The sequence below is a fragment of the Streptomyces sp. NPDC028711 genome, assembly GCF_055565415.1.
Genome location: NZ_JBVHUJ010000015.1, coordinates 1 through 20,871, shown reverse-complemented (window position 1 = coordinate 20,871; position 20,871 = coordinate 1). Strand labels below are relative to the sequence as shown.

At 71.2% G+C, this 20,871-nt stretch carries 17 protein-coding genes; 15 read left to right on the top strand and 2 right to left on the bottom strand.

What is annotated here, in order from left to right; all coding sequences use genetic code 11:
* Positions 1 to 3 precede the first annotated feature (3 nt).
* The 3 genes from ACZ4VK_RS34095 (at position 4) to ACZ4VK_RS34085 (ending at position 8,579) form a co-directional block, all read left to right on the top strand.
* A complete protein-coding gene (locus ACZ4VK_RS34095) occupies positions 4 to 294 on the top strand; it encodes a hypothetical protein (protein WP_468360962.1) in 291 nt (96 codons plus the stop codon).
* A 412-nt stretch (positions 295 to 706) separates the two neighbouring features.
* Entirely contained in the window at positions 707 to 8,152 is a 7,446-nt protein-coding gene (locus ACZ4VK_RS34090) for a polymorphic toxin type 27 domain-containing protein (protein ID WP_468360959.1), read from the top strand.
* Positions 8,153 to 8,165: 13 nt separating this feature from the next.
* The gene (locus ACZ4VK_RS34085) at positions 8,166 to 8,579 is read left to right on the top strand and encodes a hypothetical protein (protein WP_468360956.1); all 414 of its coding nucleotides are present in this window, start codon (positions 8,166 to 8,168) and stop codon (positions 8,577 to 8,579) included.
* Between the two features lie 99 nt (positions 8,580 to 8,678).
* Here ACZ4VK_RS34085 and ACZ4VK_RS34080 read toward each other — a convergent pair whose 3' ends face one another.
* Together ACZ4VK_RS34080 and ACZ4VK_RS34075 are read right to left on the bottom strand one after the other, a co-directional pair.
* The gene (locus tag ACZ4VK_RS34080; protein ID WP_468360953.1) at positions 8,679 to 9,410 is read right to left on the bottom strand and encodes a hypothetical protein; all 732 of its coding nucleotides are present in this window, start codon (positions 9,408 to 9,410) and stop codon (positions 8,679 to 8,681) included.
* A 73-nt stretch (positions 9,411 to 9,483) separates the two neighbouring features.
* Complete coding sequence (locus ACZ4VK_RS34075; RefSeq protein ID WP_468360950.1) at positions 9,484 to 10,218, bottom strand: HD domain-containing protein; 735 nt, start codon at positions 10,216 to 10,218, stop codon at positions 9,484 to 9,486.
* A 298-nt stretch (positions 10,219 to 10,516) separates the two neighbouring features.
* On the opposite strand from ACZ4VK_RS34075, the gene ACZ4VK_RS34070 reads away from it, so the two are divergent.
* From ACZ4VK_RS34070 to ACZ4VK_RS34015, 12 genes are all read left to right on the top strand, one after another.
* Positions 10,517 to 11,950, top strand: coding sequence for an MFS transporter (locus ACZ4VK_RS34070; protein WP_468360947.1), 1,434 nt, complete (start codon positions 10,517 to 10,519; stop codon positions 11,948 to 11,950).
* Between the two features lie 76 nt (positions 11,951 to 12,026).
* Positions 12,027 to 13,202: a trans-sulfuration enzyme family protein gene (locus tag ACZ4VK_RS34065; RefSeq protein ID WP_468360944.1), complete on the top strand. Its 1,176-nt coding sequence runs from the start codon at positions 12,027 to 12,029 to the stop codon at positions 13,200 to 13,202.
* Positions 13,203 to 13,295: 93 nt separating this feature from the next.
* Entirely contained in the window at positions 13,296 to 13,835 is a 540-nt protein-coding gene (locus tag ACZ4VK_RS34060) for a MaoC family dehydratase (protein ID WP_468360941.1), read from the top strand.
* 76 nt (positions 13,836 to 13,911) lie between these two features.
* Complete coding sequence (locus tag ACZ4VK_RS34055) at positions 13,912 to 14,754, top strand: class I SAM-dependent methyltransferase (protein WP_468360938.1); 843 nt, start codon at positions 13,912 to 13,914, stop codon at positions 14,752 to 14,754.
* Positions 14,751 to 15,794 (top strand): class I SAM-dependent methyltransferase, encoded by a 1,044-nt coding sequence (locus ACZ4VK_RS34050; protein ID WP_468360935.1) that lies wholly within the window; start codon positions 14,751 to 14,753, stop codon positions 15,792 to 15,794. Before ACZ4VK_RS34055 ends, ACZ4VK_RS34050 begins: the two co-directional genes overlap by 4 nt.
* Positions 15,795 to 15,815: 21 nt before the next feature.
* Positions 15,816 to 16,709 (top strand): diiron oxygenase, encoded by an 894-nt coding sequence (locus tag ACZ4VK_RS34045; protein WP_468360932.1) that lies wholly within the window; start codon positions 15,816 to 15,818, stop codon positions 16,707 to 16,709.
* Positions 16,710 to 16,748: 39 nt separating this feature from the next.
* Positions 16,749 to 17,666 carry a class-II aminoacyl-tRNA synthetase family protein gene (locus ACZ4VK_RS34040; protein WP_468360929.1) on the top strand — a complete coding sequence of 306 codons (918 nt, stop codon included), beginning with the start codon at positions 16,749 to 16,751 and terminating at the stop codon, positions 17,664 to 17,666.
* Between the two features lies 1 nt (position 17,667).
* A complete protein-coding gene (gene acpS / locus ACZ4VK_RS34035) occupies positions 17,668 to 18,132 on the top strand; it encodes a holo-ACP synthase (RefSeq protein WP_468360926.1) in 465 nt (154 codons plus the stop codon).
* Between the two features lie 12 nt (positions 18,133 to 18,144).
* Positions 18,145 to 18,396 (top strand): acyl carrier protein, encoded by a 252-nt coding sequence (locus ACZ4VK_RS34030; RefSeq protein ID WP_015035276.1) that lies wholly within the window; start codon positions 18,145 to 18,147, stop codon positions 18,394 to 18,396.
* The gene (gene metK / locus ACZ4VK_RS34025; RefSeq protein ID WP_468360923.1) at positions 18,393 to 19,601 is read left to right on the top strand and encodes a methionine adenosyltransferase; all 1,209 of its coding nucleotides are present in this window, start codon (positions 18,393 to 18,395) and stop codon (positions 19,599 to 19,601) included. Before ACZ4VK_RS34030 ends, metK begins: the two co-directional genes overlap by 4 nt.
* 3 nt (positions 19,602 to 19,604) lie before the next feature.
* Complete coding sequence (locus tag ACZ4VK_RS34020) at positions 19,605 to 20,588, top strand: carbohydrate kinase family protein (RefSeq protein WP_468360920.1); 984 nt, start codon at positions 19,605 to 19,607, stop codon at positions 20,586 to 20,588.
* A 62-nt stretch (positions 20,589 to 20,650) separates the two neighbouring features.
* On the top strand, positions 20,651 to 20,871 hold a 221-nt coding region (locus tag ACZ4VK_RS34015; RefSeq protein WP_468361230.1), incomplete at its 3' end, for a homocysteine S-methyltransferase family protein.

Sequence of the window (20,871 nt, the reverse complement as noted above, 5' to 3'; positions counted from 1 at the left end):
ACGATGGGCATCGCGGTACGCGTACTCGACGGCGGCAAGGAAATCCAGACGGTGATCGACGACGACGAGGAGCGGAGCCTGTTCAGGTTCTGCTGCGAGGCGCCGGAGACCGCCGTGCGCTGGGGAGTCAGCGAGTACCGGGAGACGATCTTCAACTCCAAGCAGGCGTATCAGCTGCTGAACGAGATGGAAGGCATTCCCCAGGAGCAGATGACGCCCGTCCTGCAACGCTTGAGGACGGCCGTGGACTGGGTCCACCGGCGAAGCGGATACCTGCAGTTCCTCGGTGACTGATCCGTCGCACGAGAACGCCCGGCCGGGAGCCTTCCGGCCGGGCGTTCCGCGTCTGTGGCCGCCGGGGGCTCTTACGGCGGGGCGCTCTTGCGCCGGGGGCTCGTACGGCGGGGGCTCTTGGGGCGGGGGCTCGCACCGCGGGCTCTTACGCCGGGTAACAAGATGATCAACCCGGAGATCGCTTTGCCCCGCGCTGGTCTTCCGTGGGGCCTTGGTGAAGATTATTTGATCTTCACGTGCGGAGTCCCGCGTGACATCCTCACGGCGTAAGCGGCAGCGTCGGCTCGTGGTGTGAGATGAGCGCTCCGGCAGTTGCCGCGCCGAGGGGAACGACACCACGGACGGCGAGCCGTCGCCTGTCATGCCCATGCAGGGTGCTGCCGAGACGATCGAGAGATTGCAAGGCAGACACATGTCATTGCCCAGAGACGTCGGCAGACGCCGGCGTCGCCTGCGGTTCGCCGTGGCCAGAGCCATCAGCGTCACGGCACTCGTCACCGCCTCCGCCGTACTGACCGGACTCATCCAGGCCGTGCCGGCCGCCGCCGACACCGTGCCCGAAGAGGACACCGGCTACGACCGCAACAGCATCGGCCAGGACCGGCGGCTCGACCGCTGTCTGACCGGTGTGGCGCTGCACGTCGGCGGCCCCCTGATGAAGGCCAAGGCCATCGAGGGCCTGACCGGCACCGAACAGCAGCTCCGCGACACCGTCGGGCACCGAGGCTGGATCGGCTACGGCCCCCTCGGCCAGGCCGCCGACGCCGACAAGGAGGCGGCCGGCGCCTACGCCGACGTGGCGACGGCACGTACCACCGCCCTCGACGACGCCAACAAGCCCTACCGCGAATCGGCGTGGGCCAGCGACGACATGGAGTGGCACGCGCCGAGCTTCGGCGAGGACGTCACCCGCTTCGCCCTCGTCACCCAGACCGAGCTCGCCTGGCGCCTCGGCAAGGACGAGCACAGCAAGGCCAGCCCCGAGGCCGTCGCCCGTGCCAAGGCCGTCACCGAGGAGAACCGCGGCCAGGACGACTGGCACGACTGGGCCGCCGACGGCATGCTCAAGGACGGCGAGGTCGGCTGGGACTACTTCGGCGGTACGACCTCCAGCGACGTCGCGAGCTATCTGCGGCGCGGCGGCTTCGCGAAGGAGGCGCCCGCCAAGGACTCCGCCGGATACCGCGTCGAGGTCGAGGACCTCAAGCAGGCCTGGGCCGCGTGCGACTGGCAGAACCCGGTCGACCCGCGCCGCACGCTCAACGAGCCCGTCATGAGCGCGATGCTCGAGTGGGAGCAGGAGTACGCCGGACAGGCCGTCCAGCGCGCCACGATCATCAAGGCGGAGGCCGAGGCCTCCACGGCGGCCCGTACGGCCACCGACCAGATGGTCCAGGCCATCGCCCAGGCGTGGTTCGCCGACCAGATCCTGACCTGGCGCAAGTACTGGCAGGACCACCTCGCCAACGACCCGGACACGATCTTCGAGAAGCCGGACCAGGCGTTCTACGACAAGGCCACGGCCGACCTGGCCCAGGCCCGTACCAACGCCACGTCACTCGTCGCCTCGGCCAAGGGACAGGCGGCCAAGGCCGCCGCCGCCGCCCAGACCGCGGCGACCGCGCAGCAGGAGGCCTGGGCCGTCGCCGACGCGACCCACGTGCCGCGCGGCCGGGGTCTGATGTACGCGCAGCAGTCCGTGCAGGTCGCCCGCGCCTCCGCCGCCGCAGCCGAGGCCGCCGCGAAGGCCACGGAGACCGCGCTCGCCGCCGCCAACGCGACGATCGCCACCAGTGACGCGCTGCTCGCCAAGGCGCAGACCGAGTCGCACGCGATCAACACGGAGTTCCGCCGGGTCGCCGCCGAGGAGGCCGCCGCCCAGGCGAAGGCCGCCGCCGACAGCGCCGAGGCCAATGCCACGGCCGCCGCCGAGAGCGCCGCCACGGCCAAGACCGCGCAGACGACGGCGGAGCAGAAGCGCGACAAGGCGAAGACCGCCGCCGCGACCGCCGCCGCCGAGCGCGCCAAGGCCGAGGCGGAGCAGGCCACCGCCGTCGCCTCCCGGGCCAAGGCCGCCACCGAGCGCGCCAAGGCCAAGGAGGCCGAGGAGCGGGCGACCACCCAGCAGACGGCCGCGCAGGCCGCCGACACGGCCGCGTCGACGTCGACGGCCGACGCCACCGCGAAGCGCAAGGTCGCCGACGAGAAGGCGAAGGCCGCGCAGACCGCGCGCGAGAAGGCCGTCGCCGCCCTCCGGGCGAAGCAGGCCACCGCGGCCCGCGCCGCCGCCCTCGAAGCCGCGGCCGTCGCCGCCGATGGCATGGAGGCCGCCGCCGAGACGCGTACGGCCGCCACCAACGCCCGTACTGCCGCGACCGAGGCCGCGCAGGCCGCGACCGCCGCTCAGGCCGCCGCGGACCAGGCGACCACCGCCGCCGTCTCGGCGCGGTCCGCCGCCACCACGGCGGAGGGCGCCGCGGAGCGCGCCCAGGCGAGCGCGAGCAGCGCCTGGTCGGCGTACCGCACCTCCCTCGGTGCGGCCTCCACCGCGCACGCCGCAGCGGCCACCGCGCTCGACGCGTCCCAGGACGCGGCGATCCGCGCGGACAACGCCGCCACGGCGTCGGCGAACGCCACCACGCTCGCCAAGAAGGCCGAGCAGGAGTCGATCGCCGCGGGCATCAGCGCAGCCGAGGCCGTGAAGTCGGCCGGGGTCGTCGTGGGCCGTGCCTACGCCGCCGGTCAGGCCGCGCTCGCCGCCCGTGACAGCGCCACGGCCGCCGTCGCCGCCGCCGGAGACGCCATCTCCATCGGTACGCCGTTCCAGGAGAAGGACAGCGCGGCCGCGTTCGCCGTGCTCGTCGGCCAGTCGTCGAAGACGCTCGCCGAACAGCAGGCGGCCGCCGCCGAGGCGAAGGCCGCCGAGGCCGCCGCCGCCGCGGAGTCCGCGCAGCAGACCGCCGCGCAGGCCACCGGTGACGCCAAGCTCGCCGCCGAGGCCGCCGCACGCGCGGCAGCCGACTCGGTGCGCGCCGTCGAGGCCGTGACCCGCGCCCAGGCGTCCTCGACCGAGGCCACCGAAGCCCAGAAGGGCGCGAAGGCGGCGTCCGACGCCGCCTCCGGCCATGCCCAGCAGGCCGGGAACGACGCCGCGAGCGCCCGTCTCACCGCCGACGAGACGAGCAGCACGGCCGTCGAGGCCGACCGCGAGGCGACCGACGCCGAGCGGCACGCCGCCGAGGCGAACGAGAAGGCCGGCCGGTCCGCCGGGGCCGCCGCGGAGGCCGCCCGCAAGGCGGCCGAGGCGGAGCAGGAGGCCAAGGACGCCGAGACCAAGGCCGGCGACGCGGAGGGGAACAGCTCCGCCGCCGAGGAGGCCGCGAAGAGGGCCGAGCAGGAGCAGCGCGAGAAGAACGAGGCCGCGCACCAGGAGGCGCTCGCCGAGGGCACCACGCCCATCAAGGGCGGCGCTAACAACTGGCCCGCGCTCGGACAGCGCGAGGAGCAGATCCTCCTCGACGCCTGTGGTCAGACCTGTGTCGACGACTACCGGAAGGGCCTCGCGGCCGTCTCCGTGAACGTCGTCGAGTGGGCCACCGCCAACGGCGGGAAGATCCTCTTCGAGCAGCTCGACCCCGCCGGGGTCAAGGAGTGCCTCGCCGGTTACGACGTCGAGGACTGCCTCTGGACGCTCGTCGACGTCCCCTCGTCCTCCGTGATCGTGGGCCGCATGCCCGCGCTCGCCACGGCGATCGAGAAGGTCGCCGACGGCATGCGGACGATCTTCATCGACGCCGACAACGCCCTGCGCAGGCTCAACGAGCTGGCCGCCGTCATCAGTGACGTCCGCTCCACCCCGCGCCTCAACCGGTGCCTCGCCGGAGTCGCCCTGCACGCGGGCGGCGCCAAGACGAAGGCCGTCGCCATCCAGGGCCTGACCGGCGGAAACGCCGGCCTGGACGCCGTCATCGGCGACCGCGGCTGGATCGGCTTCATGCCGCTCGGGCAGGCGAGCGACCAGGACCGCGAGGCGGGTTACGCCTACCTGGACGCGTTCGCGGCCCAGAAGGCGATCCTGGAGGACGCCAACAAGCCGTACGCGATGAGCTCGTTCGACGACGGGATCACGCTGCACGCGCCGCAGTTCAGCGCCGACATCAGCGCGTACACCTACGCCACGCAGGCGAAGATGGCCGACCGCATCGGCTGGGACGCGCACACCAACGCGAGCCCCGGGGCGATCAGCAAGGCCCGCCAGATCACCGAGCAGAACCGCGGCAAGGACGACTGGCACGACTGGGCCGCGGACTTCATGCTGCGGGACTCCAACGTCAACAACACCCGTTACTGGGGCGGCACCACCTCCGCGGACATCTCCACCTATCTGCGGCACGGCGGCTTCCCCGCGAGGAAGGTCACGGAAGGCACCGCCGAGTTCCGCGTCGAGGTCGAGAACCTCAAGCAGGCCTGGGCCACGTGCAACCACGCCGACCCGGTCGACCCGCGCAACGCCCTGAGTGAAGCCGTCTCGCAGGCCTCGGCCGAATGGGAGACGGAGTACGCCGGTCAGGCCGCCCCGCGCGCCGTCATCATGCAGGCCGAGGCCGACGCGGCCGCGGCGACCCGGACCGCCACCGCCGCCATGATCGAGGCCATCGGCCAGGCGTGGCGCGCGGACCAGGTCCTGCGCTGGCAGAAGTACTGGCACGACGAGCTGGAGCGGGACCCGGACCACATCCTCAAGCCGAAGCAGGCCCTCTTCGACAAGGCGAAGACGGACCTCGCGAACGCCCGGGGCAAGGTCCAGGCACTCCTCACCAAGTCCAAGGAGCAGGCCGCCCTGGCCACCGCCGCGTCCCAGCGCGCGGTGACCGCCCAGCAGCAGGCGTGGACGATCGCGGACGCCGCCGAGGTGCCGCGCGGCCGTGGTCTGATGTACGCCCAGCAGTCGGTGCAGGTCGCCCGTGCCTCGGGCGCGGCCGCCACGGCCGCCTCGAAGGCGACCGAGACGGCGCTGCACGCGGCGAACGCCACGGTGTCGACGTCGGAGGCGCTGCTCGCCCTCGCGAAGACCGAGGCGCACGCGGTGAACACCGAGTTCCGCCGCATCGCCGCCCAGGAGGCCGCCGCGCAGGCGAAGGCCGCGGCGGACAGCGCGGAGGCCTACGCGGTCTCGGCCGCGAACAACGCCGCCATCGCGAAGAAGGCCAAGGAAACCGCTCTCGCGGAGGAGGAGCAGGCCCGTCAGGCCGCGGCGAACGCGCAGGAGCAGCGCGCCATCGCGGAGCTGGAGCGCGCCAACGCGGCGGCCCACCGGGCCACCGCCGAGAGGGAGCGCGACAAGGCAAAGGGCCACGAGGCCGATGCCGTCGCCCAGGGCCGGATCGCCAGTGAGTCCCGTACGTCGGCCGAGGCGGCGGGCGCCACGGCGTCGGCCCGCAGGGGCGACGCCGAGCAGGCGGAACGCGACGCGGTCGCCGCCCGCGACAGGGCCCTGGAGGCCGAACAGCGGCGGGATTCGCTGAACGCGAAGGCGGAGGCCCTGGAGGCCAACGCCGCCGCCGACGAGGGTACCGACGCGGCCGAGGCATCCCGTGCCGCGGCCACCGACGCCCGTGCCGCCGCGAACACGGCGACCACGGCGGCGACCAACGCGCGCGCGTCGGCGAACGCGGCCACGGCCGCCGCCGTCAACGCCCGTGACGCGGCCACCAAGGCGCAGGGCTCCGCGTCCCGCGCCAAGGCGGCGGCGGACAGCGCCTGGTCCTCGTACCTGGTGGCGGCCGGTTCAGCGGCGGCGGCGCACGCCGCGGCGGCCGAGGCCATCGACGCCTCCGTGGCGGCGGCGGCCGACGCCAAGGGCGCCAAGGAGCAGTCCGAGAAGGCCACCGCGGCGGCCAAGGTCGCCAAGACGGAGGCGGCTGCCGCCCGTTCCGAGGCGCTGCAGACCGCCGCCTGGGCGGCGACCACGGCAGGCAAGGCCCTCGCGGCCGTACGGTCCTCGCTCGCGGCCCGTGACTCCGCAGCGGCGGTGATCAAGCCGGCCAACGAGGCGATCTCGCTCGGCGGGCCGTTCCAGGAGCTCGACAGCTCGGCCGCCTTCGCGGTCCTGACGGGACAGCAGTCCCTGACGATCTCGCAGCAGCAGGCGGCGGCGGCAGCCGCCACCGCGAACATGGCCCAGGCGTTCTCCGCGGAGGCCCAGGCCCTCGCGGCGCAGGCCGCAGCGGACATGAAGCTCGCGGCGCAGGCGGCGTCGGCCGCGGCGAACGACGCGCTCCGCGCCGCCAAGGCGTACGAGCGGGCCCAGGCGTCGGCCACCCAGGCCGCGAAGGACGCCAAGGAGGCGCAGGCGTCGGCGAACCGTGCCGACGGCTACGCGCAGTCGGCCGGCAACGACGCGATGGCGGCGTCGTTCGCGGCGATGGACGCGCAGGCGGACGCCAACGCGGCGGACGCGGCGGCGACCGAGGCGGAGAAGGACGCCGCCAACGCCCGTGCCGTGGCCACCCAGGCCGAGAAGGACGCCGCGAGCGCCCGTGCCACCGCCACCCAGGCGGAGACCGACGCGACGGCGGCGGAGAAGGCCGCCGCCGGTGCGTGGGACGCGGCGAACGAGGCCCAGGACGCCGCTGACCGCACGGAGAAGGGCGGCAGCAGCGAACAGATCTCGCAGGGTGTCACCACCGGGATCAGTGACGTGTGGGCGGTTCTCGACCACATCGAGTACATCGGCGAACCGCAGAACGTCAAGAAGGACAACTGCAACCCGATCTACCACGTCGGCGACTGCACGATCACGTCCGACGTCACGTACAAGTCGCACGTCGACGTGTTCATGTGCATGGTGCCGTCGGAGTCGTACACGAGCTCGGGCAGCTGCCCGACCGCGGAGACGGTCTTCCTCGGCCGCGAGGTGTCCGAGAAGCCCGAGACGAAGACGCTCACCGTCACGCTGACGATGACCCAGTTCAACTCGGGCATCGACCCGATCGACGTCCTGCTCGGCGACTTCATCGGCTGCGCGAAGCTGATCACACCGGGCGTCTCCGGTGGCAGCTGGGGCGACTGTGCCTGGGCGGCCAGCTGGTTCGTGGGGGGCGTGATCTTCCGGTCGGCGAAGGCCGGCGTGATGGCGATGGACGCCGCCGTCAAGACGGGCATCGGGTTCATGGACGCCTTCAGGGCGCTCCGCACCATCGGTCTGTCCGAGGCCGTCGTCCAGGGCATCATCAGCCGCATCTTCCGCAAGATCGGCACGGCGTGCGAGGCGGCGGACACCGCGACCTTCAAGGTCGCGTCGTTCTCCGTCGCGGCGGCCAACGACGATGTCGTCAAGCAGTGCACGGCGGTCCTCAAGGACCTCGTCAAGGACGGCGATCACATCGTCCTCGGTGTCAACGGCGGTGCCACCAAGCCCGGCTCGAACAACCTGGCCAACTCCATCGGCGGGAACACCTTCAACCACAAGGTGTACGCCATCGAAATGCCGGAGAGCATGGGAATGGGGGTTCGCGCCCTGTGGACGGTGGGCGTGGAGCGAGCGGTGGGCAACCCCAACGTGCGGCTCTCGGTGTCCCTGGACGGTGTCGTCGGTGCCAAGAACGCCGACGAGGCACTGAGCATGCTCCTGGCGCGAGGGGAGACGATCCAGAACAGCTCCTGGTCCGTGATCCAGTCCTCGGGCCACGGAACCGCATGGGAGATGATCAAACTCCGTACGGCCGTCCGGCGGGAGCAGCGCACCTGGAAGTCCATCGAGTGGCACATGTACAACCCCGAGAAGGGGGCGTACGAGCGTGTCTACCCGAAGCGCTTCACCTACCCCGACGGATCGCTCGTGCCCGAGGAATTCTGAGAAGATGGAAGGCATGACAGATTTCGTCCGAGAGGGCCGGTTCTTCAGAGTGAGCGGGTTCAACCCCTCGCACCGCCAGCTCTTTCTGACCAGTGAGCCCACGCTCGCGGACCGGACCACGACGATGGTCGAGGTCTATATCGGGCATGTGGAACTGATGTTCCTCAAGCCCCACTACGAGAACGGGGTCCACATCCGGCGGGCGACCGCCGACGAGTTCGCCGTGCTCCACGAACGGCACGGCATTCCGGCAGAGGACGCCGCCTTCACCTGGATGCTGGAGCGCGACGGCGACAGCTTCGTCGTCGGCGGCAACCCGAGCTGGCGGGAGGCGGAGTACGAGCTGATGGGCGGGCGGCAGTCGCTGTACGACCCGCGTGAGCCCTGGCCGCCGGACTTCCCGGCGGAATCGGGGACGATCGGCTGACCGTTCGTCACACAGAAAACGCCCGGCCGGGAATTTCCCGGCCGGGCGTTTTGCGTACGAGCGTTTCGCGCACATGAAGGTAAGAAAAAGCGTGAGCGGTCAGCCCAGGAGTTCCAGCTGCGCCTTCACGATCGTCTCCGGGATCGCGCTCTTCTGCGGGGTCAGCATGTTCACGCCGTAGAAGGCGGCCACCACGCCGTTCTCGCGGACCACCGTGTACGTCATGGTGACGCTCTGCTTGCCGACGACGTTCGTGATGCGGTAGCCGAGGGACTCGTCTCCCAGGGCGGGTGCCGTGACCGGCTCGACCGCCTTGTAGGTGAGGCCGAGGGTCTTGAAGCCGCCGGGGCATTCCTTGAGGGAGTTCCGCAGGTCGGTCATGACCTTCTTGGCGTTGCTCTCCGAGTGGGAGGCCAGCCACATCGATCCGACGGTGGCGTTCTTCGCCTCGACGGGGTCGAGCGAGCGGTGCTGCACGCTCACCGCGGGAATGTGGGTGAAGCCGCCGGCGAGGCTCGCGATCGGCTGGCATTCGGCCTTGTCGGCCTTCAGGTCGCGGCCGGCCTCGACGTCCGCCGTGGCGACCTTCTTGGCCTCGAAGCCGTTCTTCGTCCCGGTGAGCGTGGCCTTTTCGAGGTTCTGCGGGGCCATCGCGCCGATGCGCTCGGCTTCGGCGGCCGCCTTGGCGTCCGCGTCCGTCGAGCCGGGGGTGCTCTTCGCGCTCGCCTTCGGCTTCTTGTCGCCGGAATCCCCCGATTCGCCGCTGCACGCGGATATCGCGAGGAGCGCCGGCAGAACGGCGGCGATCGGAAGGGCCTTTCGCAGTTTCATGTGCTTTCCTGGCGTCTCTCGCGTCGATATGGATAAACGAAATGATCTTACCGGCGGAGGGGGTTATTTCTCGTCACGGTTTGGCGTCGGCGTCGGGTCGTCCGGTGCCGGACATGTCCGTCAATTCCTTGAGTTCCCGTTCCAGGTTCTCCCGCGCCTCCTCCTCCCAGGCCGCCGCCCCGTACGGCGTGCGGAAGAGTCGGGGGAGGCCGAGGAGCTGGCGGAGGACCGCGGCGCGGCCCTCGCGGAAGGCGGGGTCGGGGACGAAGGCGTACTCCTCGCGGACCGCCTCCGCATACCCCCTGTAGGTATCGGGCCGGGTTGCGAGGATGGCGAGGTCGGCGTCGCAGAGCGTCTCGCCGTTCAGGTCGCCGGGGTCGGGGTCGTGGGTGGTCGTGAGGCGGACCAGGCGGGCCACCTCGGCGACCTCGTGGGGGGTGAGTCCGGCTTCGGTGAGGGCCTTCTCGGCGAGGAGCGCCGACCGCTCCTCGTTCTCCGAGCGGTCCGGTCGGTAGACCGCGTCGTGGAACCAGGCCGCCAGTCGTACGAGCTCCAACTCCCCGCCCTCGCCGCCCTGGTCGGCCAGTTCGTCGATGCGGTCGAGGACCGCCCGGAGGTGGTCGACCGTGTGGTAGCGGCGCTGCGGCTCGGACCAGCGGGACAGCAGGTTCCGGCCGTACGGGGCGGGGTCGGGTCCCTCGCGGCCGGCGCGGGCGGCGAGCAGGGTGGCGTTCCAGCGCTTGAGCAGGTCCCGGTCGTGCTCGTCCCTGACGGTGGGCTCGTGCTCGCGCTCTTCCTCGGCGGTCATGGGGGCATTCTGCCCGCCGGTCCGGGCGAGGGCGGGGCTCAGGCGGCTCCCGGGCGGGGCGGAGGGGGCTCCGGCCCCGGGCTCGGCCCGCGCAGAAGCCGGTCGCAGCCCCGCCCCGGGCCCGCGCTCAAGCCGGTCGCAGCCCCGCCCCGAGCCCGGCGGAAGCCCCGCTTCCCATCCGCACTCATCTCTCCCTTACATACCCCCCAAGGGTATGCTACGGTGCTCCGCGAAGGTACCCCCCAGGGGTATCCCCCGGGTCCGCCTCGGGGTTCATCGCGAGCGAAGGGTCAGGGCAATGTCAACCGTCAATCCCCGGCGCTGGTGGGCACTTGTCGTGCTCGCCGCCGCACAGTTCATGGTCATCATGGACACCTCGATCATCGGGGTCGCACTCCCCGAGATGCAGAAGGACCTGGGCTTCACGCAGAGCGAGCTCTCGTGGATCTTCAACGCCTACGTGATCGTCTTCGGTGGTCTGCTGCTCCTCGGCGGACGCCTCTCCGACCTCGTCGGAGCCCGCAAGATCTTCGTCACCGGCTGGGCCGTGATGATCGCCGGCTCCGTCGTGGCCGCCGCCGCGCAGACCGCCTGGGTCGAGATCGTCGGCCGCGCCGTCCAGGGCGTCGGCGGTGCGCTCATCGCGCCCTCCGCGATGACCCTGCTGATGATGCTCTTCATGCACGACCCGAAGGAGCTCGGCAAGGCGATGGCGCTCTACGGCGCCGCCGCCCCCGCCGGTGGTACCGCGGGCGTCTTCCTCGGTGGTGTCTTCACCGAGTGGATGAGCTGGCAGTGGGTCTTCATCATCTACATCCCGATCGGCCTCGCCACCCTCGCCGCCACCAAGCTGCTCCCGAACGTCGAGTCCCGCCGCGGCTCGGTCGACGTCCTCGGCGCCGCCGCCGTCACCGCCGGCCTCGCCCTCGCCGTCTTCGCCGTGGTCCGTGCCCCCGAGGTCGGCTGGGGCTCCACCGGCACGATCCTCCAGCTGATCGGCGCCGCCGTCCTCCTCGGCCTCTTCATCGTCATCCAGAAGAGCATCAGCGAGCCGCTCATGCCGCTCAGCGTCTGGCGGGTCCCGCGCCTCGGCTCGGCGAACCTGGCGATGACGCTGCTCGGTGCCGCGTGGATCCCGATGTGGTACTTCCTCAACCTGTACCTGCAGCAGGTCCTCGGCTTCGGTGCCTTCGAGTCCGGTGCCGCGCTGCTCCCGATGACCGTGCTCCTCATGATCTTCATGACGGCCATCACCGCCCGGCTCATGATGAAGGTCGGGGCCAAGCCGCTCATCGCCGGCGGTCTGCTGGTCCTCGCGGCCGGTCTGGTCTGGCTGGCGGCCGTCCCGCCGACCGGTTCCTTCCTGGTCGACGTCCTGCCGGCCTCGCTCGTCGCCGCGCTCGGCATGTCCCTCGCCTACATCCCGGCGATGATCGCGGCCATGTCCGGCGCCCCGCAGGAGCAGGCCGGTCTCGCCTCCGGCATCGTCAACACCACCTACAACGTGGGCTCCGCGCTCGGTCTCGCCGCGCTGACCGCCGTCGCCATGTCCCAGGGCGCCGACCAGCTCGGCAACCTGCCGAAGCTGACGGACGGCTTCTCGGCCGCCTTCATCGGCGCCGCGATCGTCGCCGCCCTCGGCGGTGTGATCACCCTGCTCGTCATGAAGAGCGACAAGGCGGTGGCCGGAGCGGCCGCCCCCGCCCCCGAGGCCGCGAAGGTCTCTGCCTGAACCGCCCCGAAGGGGCCGCCCGATGTCCGTCACCGGACTTCGGGCGGCCCCTTTCCCGTATCCGGAAAGGAAGATCATGGAGCTGAACACCCGCGCCGTCCATGTCGTCAACGAGCCCTTCGAGGCAGGCAGTTGGCCGCTCTCCGTTCCTCTCGTGCAGTCCTCCGCCTTCGCCTTCGACTCCGCCGACGAGCTCGCCGACGCGATGGCGGGGCCCGACGGGCGGTACGTCTACAGCCGCCGCGGCAATCCGACCGTACGGGCCCTGGAGCAGACCCTCGCCGGGCTCGAACAAGGCGTGGGTGCCATCGCCTTCGCCTCGGGCATGGGGGCCATCAGCGGGGTGCTGCTCGCGCTCCTGCGGCCCGGCGACCGGGTGGTGGCCCAGCGCTGTCTGTACGGGGGTACGCACGCCGTCCTGGGGGACCTGGCCGAGCGGTACGGGATCGAGGTCGTACGGATATCGGGCGACGACCCCGCCGAGTTCGAGGCCGCCGCCGTGCACCCCGCCACCCGGCTCCTCGTCCTGGAGACCATCGCCAACCCCACCGGGCAGGTCCCGGACCTGCCGGGGCTCCTCGCCGCCGCCCGCGCGCTCGGGGTGACGAGCGTCGTCGACAACTCGCTCGCCTCGCCCGTCCTGTGCCGCCCCCTGGAGCACGGCGCCGACATCGTCGTCCACTCGACCACCAAGTACCTCTCCGGGCACTCGGACGTCCTCGGCGGCGCCGCCGTCTTCGCGGACGACGCCCTGCGCCGGCGGGTGTGGCCCCGCACGGTCGAACTCGGCGCCTGCGCCGACCCGTTCGCGGCCTGGCTGACCCTGCGCGGGATCACCACCCTGCCGCTGCGGATGCGGGAGCACTGCGCCAACGCCGCCGTCCTCGCCGAGCGGCTCGCGGGCCACCCGGGCGTCACGGCCGTCCACTACCCCTGGCTCGCCGGCCACCCCTCGTACGCCGTCGCGCGGAAGGTGCTGGCGGGCGGCGGCGGGCTGCTCTCCTTCGAGCTCACGGGCGGCCGGGAGGCCGGCCGGGCCTTCGTCGAGCGCGTACGGCTCGCCCGGCTCGCGCTCTCCCTCGGCGGTGTGGAGACGCTCGTGACGCACCCCGCGTCGACCTCGCACCGCGAGCTGGACGGGGCCGCGCTCGCCGCCGCCGGGATAGCGCCGGGCCTGGTGCGGATGTCCGTGGGCATCGAGGACGCCGAGGACCTCTGGTGCGACGTCGAACAGGCCCTCCCTCCACGGTAGTCGGGGCTTCTTTTGGGTTGACAAAATAAATGGTCAATTCGTAGATTGGATGTCGCCAGGGAAAGACCACTCCTAGGTCAAGGGGGGCGCGCGATGCGCTACTTCGAGGACTTCCGGCCCGGCGACGTCCACGAGCTGGGCACCGTCACCGTCACGACGGAGGAGGTGCTGGAGTTCGGCAGGCGCTTCGACCCGCAGCCCTTCCACACGGACCCCGAGCTCGCGGAGCAGTCGCAGTTCCGCGGCCTGATCGCGAGCGGGTTCCACACCCAGGCGATGTTCATGCGCCGCTACGTCGACGGACTGCTCGCCTACAGCGCCTGTATGGGCTCGCCCGGCATCGACGAGGTCCGCTACCTGCGGCCCGTCCGCCCGGGTGACGTCCTCACCGCACGCGTCGAGATCCTCGGCTCCACCCCGTCGCCGTTCAATCCCGCCACCGGCACCGTCAAACCGCGGTGCACCCTGGTGGCCGCCGACGGGACGGCCGTGTTCAGCATGATCCTGCACAGCATCTTCCGCCGGCGCCCCGCCGACTCCGAGGCCGACCATCTGTCGTCGATGCCCGCGGCCGAGGACCCCGTCGCGTGTGCGCGACCGGCCAAGACCTGTGTCCCGGCCATGAGCGCCTGACGAGCCGTCCTTCGTCAGGCCCCTGAGCACGGCCGTCCGTATCAACGGAAAAAAACCAACTGAAGGGGGACCTCCTGTGGAGGCCGTATCCCGCACCGCCCAGTGGACCGCCGCCGCGCGCGCCCTGGAGACCGAGCGCGAGGACCGGCTGTTCGCCGATCCCTACGCGCGCACCGTCGCCGACGCGATCGGCTTCGAGCTGCTCGACCGCTACGACGGCGGCGGCATCGTGCCGTTCCTCGCCATCCGGACCACCTACCTCGACCGCGCCATCGTCAAGGCCGTGGAGGAGCGGGGCATCCGCCAGGTCGTCTTCCTCGCCGCCGGCATGGACACGCGCTTCTTCCGGCTGCCCTGGCCGGACGGCGTCACCGTCTACGAGCTCGACCGCCCGGCCCTCCTGGAGGCCAAGGCCGAGATGCTCGCGAACGAGCCGCGGCCCGCCGGCCGGACCCGGGTCACCGTCCCCGTCGACCTGACCCAGGACTGGACGGGCCCCCTCAAGGAGGCGGGCTGGAAGAGCGAGGAGCCCGTCCTGTGGGTGGTGGAGGGCCTGCTGTTCTTCCTGCCCGAGCAGGCCGTACGGACCCTCATCTCGACGCTCTCCGCGCACGCCGCTCCCGGCTCCGTGCTGCTCGGCGACGTCATCTCGAAGTCCGCCCTGGACAACCCGCTCGCCCGCACCTTCATGAGCGCGCTCAAGGAGGACGGCAACCCGTGGCTCTTCGGCACCGAGGAGCCCGAGGCGCTGCTCGACGATTGCGGCTGGGCCGTACGCGAGGTGAAGCAGCCCGGTGAGCCGGGCGCCGACTTCGACCGCTGGCCCTACCCGGTGCCGGCCAGGACCGTCCCGCGCGTCCCCCGCTCCTTCCTGTTCACGTGCGATCTCCCCACCCACCACGAGGAGGCGGCGGCATGAGCGCCCACGACTTCCACCAGAGGGTCATCACCGACGCCGGCGCGGCCGTCCGCGGTCTGACCGTCGCCCTCGGCGAGCGCCTCGGCCTGTACAGGGCGCTGGCCGAGAAGGGCCCGCTCACCGCGGGGCAGCTCGCGGCGGAGACCGGCACGAACGAGCGGTACATCGAGGAGTGGCTGCACGCCCAGCTCTCCGCCGGGTACGTCGAGCGGCACCCCAGCTCCCGTACGTACACGCTCCCCGCCGACCACGTCGAGGTGCTCGCCGACCCGAAGGCCGTCACGTACGCCGCCGGGTTCTTCACCGCCCTCAAGGCGCTGTACGCCACCGAGGACCTGCTCGTCGAGGCGTACCGCACCGGTGACGGCGTCGGCTGGGCCGAGCACGACGCTGCCCTCGACACCGGCATGGGCTCCTTCTTCCAGCCGACGTACGAGCACAAGCTCGTCCCGGACTGGCTGCCCTCCCTCCACCAGGTCACCGACAAGCTGGCGAACGGCGGCACGGTCGCCGACGTCGGCTGCGGTGTGGGCCACACCACGCTCCTCATCGCGAAGGCCTTCCCGCAGGCCACCGTCCACGGCTTCGACTACTCGGAGGAGGCCATCTCGATCGCTCGGGAGCTCGCCGAGGAGGCCGGTCTCTCCGACCGGGTCGTCTTCGAGGTGGCCTCGGCCGACGACTACCCGGGCTCCGGCTACGACCTGGTGTGCTTCTTCAACGCCCTGCACGACATGGGCGACCCGGTCGCCGCCGCGCAGCACGTCCACAAGTCCCTGGACGCGGACGGCACCTGGATGCTCGTCGAGTCGAACGTGTCCCCGCAGGACATCGACGTCCAGACGCCCGCCGCCCGCATGTTCATGGCCCTGTCCGCCGTGATGTGCCTGCCCGTCGCCGTCGCCCAGCGCGGCCCGCACGCCCTCGGCAACCACTCCGGCGAGAAGGCCTTCCGGGCCATCGCGGAGGAGGCCGGCTTCACCCGCTGGCGGCGCGCGACGGAGACCCCGGTCAACGCGGTCTACGAAGTCCGCCCGTAACCGACCAAGAGGAGCCTGATCATGGGCGTGACCGCCCCCCTGCCCGTCACCGACCGGTTCATGGAGGTCCTGGAGCGGCTCAGCGAGCGTTCCGTCGAGGACTACTACAACCCGTACCAGACCTTCCAGTGGCCCGAGACGCTGGAGGAGAACCGTTTCTGGATGACGCCGGAGCTGCTCACCGTCTACGGCACCGAGCACTACGACGCCCTCGGCGAGGAAACGCTTCAGCGCCTCTCGAAGTGGGAGTCCGTCAACTTCTACAGCCTCAATGTGCACGGCATCCGCGAGCTGCTCATCGAGGTCGTCGGCCGCATCCACATGCCCGGCTTCGAGGTTCCCTCGGACTTCTTCCACCACTTCATCGGTGAGGAGAACGAACACATGTGGTTCTTCTCCGAGTTCTGCCGCCGCTACGGCAACAAGATCTACGGCTCCACCGCGATGCGCGCCGACGCGGCCTGGGAGCCCGAGGTCGAGAACTTCCTCGTCTTCACCCGCATCCTCTTCTTCGAGGAGCTCGTCGACCACTACAACGCCCGGATGGCGAAGGACACCTCGCTCTGCCACACCATCCGCGAGGTCAACCGCATCCACCACCAGGACGAGTCCCGCCACATCGCCTTCGGCCGTGAGCTGGTCTCCCTCCTGTACAGCCGGATGTGCCAGGCCGTGAGCGCCGAGCGGGTCCGTGAGGTGGAGGCGTACCTCAAGCGGTACGTCGTCTACAGCATCAACTCGCTCTACAACCCCCACGTGTACCGCGACGCCGGCATCCCCGACCCGCTGGCCCTGCGCAACGCGCTGGTCGCCGACGAGAGCCGCCGCCCCCACGAGCGCAAGGCGATCCGCAAGCCGCTCGCCTTCTTCCTGAAGACCGGGATCTTCGCCGACGACACCCTGCCCGTCGTCTGAGCGCGCCCGCGAGACCTCCCACCCGAGAGGTGAAGAGACATGACCGTGACGACCCCCGCGCAAGCCGGGGCCCCCGCGACCGGCGGGGAATCCCAGGGCGAGACGAGGGGCCTGCCCTCGCTCGGCCCGGAGGGGACCCGCCTGCTGCGGCTCCTCGACGACACCTTCGAGAGCTGGGGGGTGACGGCCGGCGCACGCCCGATGACCATGCCCCCGCTGCTTCCGGCCGCTGACCTGGCGAAGCTCGACTACTACGACAACTTCCCGCACCAGGCCGTCGTCGCCACCCCGCTCGACCTGGAGCGCCGGGAGACCGCGCCCTTCTCCGCCGACACGGGCCGCTTCCCGAGCGAGGCACTCGAACCCGCCGCGCTCGGACTGCCCTCGGCGTCCTGCTACGCCGTCTACCTCGACCACCAGGGCACCCAGGTCGCCGACGACACCCTCGTCACGATCTGCTCCTGGTGCTTCCGCAAGGAGACCCACTACGAGGGGATGCGGCGCCAGCTCGGCTTCCGCATGCGGGAGGTCGTCGCCATCGGCACGCGGGAGCACGCCGAGACGCATCTCGCGGACTTCCAGGCCAGGATCCAGCGGTTCGCCGCGGCTCTCGACCTGCCGCTGCGCAAGGAGGCCGCCTGCGACCCGTTCTTCGACAAGGGCGGCTCGAAGGCACTCCTCCAGCGCCTCACCCCGGTGAAGTACGAGTTCCTGTACGAGGACCTGGCCATCGCCTCGGTCAACACGCACCGGAACTTCTTCGGCGACCGCTGCGACATCAGCCTGGAGTCGTCCGGCGGACCGGCCTTCACCAGCTGTGTCGCCTTCGGCCTCGAACGGTGGCTGTCGGCGCTGACCCGGCGCCACGGCAGCTGGGAGTCCGCCACCCGGGCGGTGCTCGACGCGAACGCCCGCCTGCGGGCCGATGCGAGTGGCGCGGCCGGGCCGGTGATCTGACGTGCCGGCCCGTCCCGCCGCCCCGCCGGCGGGCGGCCTGGGGTGGGCGAACCTCGGCATGGACATCGTGTCCGTCAACCGTGTCCGCAGGCTCCTCGCCCAGTACGGGGAGCGGTTCTTCGAGCGGATGCTCACTTCCGGCGAGCTCGCCGACTGCCGCACCTCCTCGGGGCTCGACGTACTGAGCCTGTGCGGGCGGATCGCGGCCAAGGAGGCGGCCTTCAAGACCTTACGGGTCAGGGGCAGGTTCCTCCCGTGGCCGGAGATCGTCGTGCGGCGTTCGGAGGGCGGCTGGCCGCTCGTCGAGCTGCACGGTTCGGCCGCCGAGATGGCTGCGGAGTCCGGCATCACCGAGATCACCGTGTCCATCAGTCATGACGTGGACTACGCGGTGGCGGTGGCCGCACCGATCATCGCCCCCACCCCTTACGTACCCAGTCCAGAAGCAGTAGCTAGCAGCAGCTAAAGGAGAGCAACCATGGCCGACGGCCTGCAGACGGTGAAGAACTGGATCCTCGACCGTCACCCGGAGCGCGACGACATCGCGCCCGACCTCGACCTGATCGAGAACCGGCTCATCGACTCGCTGTCCTTCGTCGAGTTCGTCTTCCTCCTGGAGCAGGAGAGCGGAACCGCCATCCAGATGGAGACCCTCGAGGTCGAGTCCATCCGTACCCTCGGCGCCATCGAGCAGCACTTCTTCAAGGCCCCGGCGGAGGTCCAGGCATGAGCCGCCGCCTCTTCACCTCGGAGTCCGTGACCGAGGGACACCCCGACAAGATCGCGGACCGGATCAGCGACACCATCCTCGACGCGCTGCTCACGGAGGACCCGTCCTCGCGGGTGGCGGTGGAGACCCTGATCACCACGGGTCTCGTGCACATCGCCGGCGAGGTCACCACCACGGCGTACGCGCCGATAGCGAAGCTGGTGCGCGAGGCCGTCCTCGACATCGGCTACGACTCCTCCGCGAAGGGCTTCGACGGCGCCTCCTGCGGCGTCTCGGTGTCCATCGGCGCCCAGTCGCCGGACATCGCGCAGGGCGTCGACACGGCGTACGAGTCCCGGGTCGAGGGCGAGGGCGACGAGCTCGCCGCCCAGGGCGCCGGCGACCAGGGCCTGATGTTCGGCTACGCCTGTGACGACACGGCCGAGCTGATGCCGCTGCCGATCGCCCTGGCGCACCGGCTCTCGCGCCGGCTGACCGAGGTCCGCAAGAACGGCACCGTGCCGTACCTGCGGCCCGACGGCAAGACCCAGGTCACCATCGAGTACGACGGGGACCGCCCGGTCCGCCTCGACACGGTGGTCGTCTCCTCGCAGCACGCCGCCGACATCTCCGTCGAGGGCCTGCTCACCCCCGACGTGCGCGAGTACGTCGTCGAGCACGTCCTCAAGGAGCTCGTCGAGGAGGGCGTCAGCCTGGAGTCCGACGGCTACCGGCTCCTGGTGAACCCCACCGGGCGCTTCGAGGTCGGCGGCCCCATGGGCGACGCCGGACTCACCGGCCGGAAGATCATCATCGACACGTACGGCGGGATGGCCCGCCACGGCGGCGGTGCCTTCTCCGGCAAGGACCCGTCGAAGGTGGACCGCTCGGCGGCGTACGCGATGCGCTGGGTCGCCAAGAACGTCGTCGCGGCCGGCCTGGCCAAGCGCTGTGAGGTGCAGGTGGCGTACGCGATCGGCAAGGCCGAGCCGGTCGGTCTCTTCGTGGAGACCTTCGGCACGGGCACCCTGCCGGACGAGAGGATCCAGGAGGCCGTGTCGAGCGTCTTCGACCTGCGCCCCGCGGCGATCATCCGCGACCTGGACCTCAAGCGACCCATCTACGCGAAGACGGCGGCCTACGGCCACTTCGGCCGCGAGCTCCCCGAGTTCACCTGGGAGCGCACGGACCGCGTGGAGGCCCTGAAGAAGGCAGTGGAGGCGTAGGGCATGCGTATCGCTGTCACGGGATCCATCGCGACCGACCATCTGATGACCTTCCCCGGCTGGTTCAGCGAGCAGCTGCTCGCCGACCGGCTCGACAAGGTCTCCCTGTCGTTCCTCGCCGACAACCTGGAGGTCAGGCGTGGCGGAGTGGCAGCGAACATCGCCTTCGGACTCGGTGTCCTCGGCCTGCGTCCCGCCCTCGTGGGCGCGGTCGGCGCCGACTTCGAGCCGTACCGGGTCTGGCTGAAGGACCACGGTGTGGACACCGACTCGGTGCGCGTCAGCGAGTCGCTCCACACCGCCCGGTTCGTCTGTACGACCGACCGGGCCCAGAACCAGATCGCCACCTTCTACGCGGGGGCGATGGCCGAGGCGCGCGAGATCGACCTCCGGGAGGTCGTCGCGCGCACCGGCCGGCTGGAACTCGTCCTGGTCTCCCCGGACGACCCCGAGGCCATGCTGCGGCACACCCGCACCTGCCGTGACCTCGGGATTCCCTTCGCCGCCGATCCGTCGCAGCAGTTGGCGCGGCTCGACGGCGAGCAGGTGCGGGAGCTGGTGGACGGGGCACGGTTCCTGTTCACCAACGAGTACGAGACGGCGCTGCTCCTGGAGAAGTCCGGCTGGTCGGAGGCCGAGGTGCTGCGCAGGGTCGGCACCTGGGTCACCACCCACGGCGAGGCGGGCGTCCGCATCCGGGGTGAGGACCGCGAGCCGCTCGCGGTGCCGGCGGTGCAGGTCGCGGCCGTCATCGACCCGACGGGCGTCGGGGACGCCTTCAGGGCCGGGTTCCTCGCGGGCTGGCTGTGGGGCGTGCCGGAGCGGTGCGCGGCGCAGCTGGGCTGCGCGGTCGCCGCGACCGTCCTCGACTACGTGGGGACGCAGGAGTACCGGCTGCACCGGGACTCGCTCCTCGACCGGATCCGGACGACGTACGGGACGGTCTGCACGGCCACGCTCGTCACGCATCTGAGGGGGCTCACGTGAGTACAGCCCGGCCGTCCCTGCGGGAGGAGTTCACGAAACGGGTCGTGGTGGCCGACGGAGCGATGGGCACGATGCTCCAGGCGGCCGACCCGTCGATGGACGACTTCCGGAACCTGGAGGGCTGCAACGAGATCCTCAACCTGACGCGCCCCGACATCGTCGCCTCCGTCCACGACGCCTACTTCTCGGTGGGTGTGGACTGCGTCGAGACCAACACCTTCGGGGCGAACCTGGCGGCGCTCGCCGAGTACGGCATCGAGCACCAGGTGTACGAGCTGTCCGA

Excerpts from the sequence above, each read along its gene's own strand:
- ACZ4VK_RS34080 (WP_468360953.1), bottom strand. The coding sequence starts at position 9,410 with ATGAAACTGCGAAAGGCCCTTCCGATCGCCGCCGTTCTGCCGGCGCTC.
- metK (WP_468360923.1), top strand. The coding sequence starts at position 18,393 with ATGAGCCGCCGCCTCTTCACCTCGGAGTCCGTGACCGAGGGACACCCC.
- ACZ4VK_RS34060 (WP_468360941.1), top strand. The coding sequence starts at position 13,296 with ATGCGCTACTTCGAGGACTTCCGGCCCGGCGACGTCCACGAGCTGGGC.
- ACZ4VK_RS34090 (WP_468360959.1), top strand. The coding sequence starts at position 707 with ATGTCATTGCCCAGAGACGTCGGCAGACGCCGGCGTCGCCTGCGGTTC.
- ACZ4VK_RS34070 (WP_468360947.1), top strand. The coding sequence starts at position 10,517 with ATGTCAACCGTCAATCCCCGGCGCTGGTGGGCACTTGTCGTGCTCGCC.
- ACZ4VK_RS34045 (WP_468360932.1), top strand. The coding sequence starts at position 15,816 with ATGGGCGTGACCGCCCCCCTGCCCGTCACCGACCGGTTCATGGAGGTC.
- ACZ4VK_RS34030 (WP_015035276.1), top strand. The coding sequence starts at position 18,145 with ATGGCCGACGGCCTGCAGACGGTGAAGAACTGGATCCTCGACCGTCAC.
- ACZ4VK_RS34040 (WP_468360929.1), top strand. The coding sequence starts at position 16,749 with ATGACCGTGACGACCCCCGCGCAAGCCGGGGCCCCCGCGACCGGCGGG.
- ACZ4VK_RS34020 (WP_468360920.1), top strand. The coding sequence starts at position 19,605 with ATGCGTATCGCTGTCACGGGATCCATCGCGACCGACCATCTGATGACC.
- ACZ4VK_RS34075 (WP_468360950.1), bottom strand. The coding sequence starts at position 10,218 with ATGACCGCCGAGGAAGAGCGCGAGCACGAGCCCACCGTCAGGGACGAG.
- ACZ4VK_RS34085 (WP_468360956.1), top strand. The coding sequence starts at position 8,166 with ATGACAGATTTCGTCCGAGAGGGCCGGTTCTTCAGAGTGAGCGGGTTC.
- ACZ4VK_RS34050 (WP_468360935.1), top strand. The coding sequence starts at position 14,751 with ATGAGCGCCCACGACTTCCACCAGAGGGTCATCACCGACGCCGGCGCG.
- ACZ4VK_RS34065 (WP_468360944.1), top strand. The coding sequence starts at position 12,027 with ATGGAGCTGAACACCCGCGCCGTCCATGTCGTCAACGAGCCCTTCGAG.
- ACZ4VK_RS34095 (WP_468360962.1), top strand. The coding sequence starts at position 4 with ATGGGCATCGCGGTACGCGTACTCGACGGCGGCAAGGAAATCCAGACG.